Genomic DNA, 664 nt, shown 5'->3' with positions numbered 1-664 from the left:
CCTGGATGCCCGCAACCAGCTAACCCAAGATCAAACAAATACCTGACCAGTTACGATCGTCGCTGCTTAGTTCTGGTGTTTCTCGTGGCTGGTTGAGAGGGTTGGGTCTGGCAGGTCTTGTCTTCCCTCTGCCGGTCAGGACTGTGTCATGGGTTCGCAGAAGAAGCGGCCGGTCACGTTGGCCGCGGCCGATCGTGCAGAGCTGGTCCGGGTGACCACGGCGGGGGTTCATCCGGCCTCGATGATCCGGCGGGCGCGGGTGCTGCTCGCGTTGGACACCTCGGTGGGTCAGGTCGCTGCCCAGGAGGTCATCGCTCTGCGGGTCGGTGTCTCGGGTGAGACGCTGCGGCTGGTCGCCCTGCGTTTCACCGAGACCGGTGGGGATGTGTGGGCCACGATCGGACGCAAGGCACGGGAGCATCCCCCGGTACCCTCACAGATCACCGGCGAGGTCGAGGCCAGGCTGATCACGCTGGCATGTTCCCAGCCTCCCGAGGGCTACGCCCGCTGGTCGCTGCGGCTGTTGGAGAAGCACGTGACGCTGATCGAGGACATCCCGGACCTGGACCACTCCACCATCGGCCGGATCTTAAAAAAACGGAACCGCGTCCTCCTCTGAAGAAGTGCTGGACCATCCCACCGAAAGCGAACGCGAACGCGCAGT

General features: G+C 63.9%; 1 protein-coding gene. It reads left to right on the top strand.

Annotated features, from left to right (window positions below; genetic code table 11):
- Positions 1–148 precede the first annotated feature (148 nt).
- Positions 149–619, top strand: a complete 471-nt coding sequence (locus G6R25_RS24430; protein WP_163554699.1) for a helix-turn-helix domain-containing protein — start codon at positions 149–151, stop codon at positions 617–619.
- Positions 620–664 lie beyond the last annotated feature (45 nt).

It is taken from the genome of Candidatus Frankia alpina, from assembly GCF_902806485.1.
Lineage (GTDB): Bacteria > Actinomycetota > Actinomycetes > Frankiales > Frankiaceae > Frankia > Frankia alpina.
This window is presented reverse-complemented; position numbering and strand designations above follow the sequence as displayed.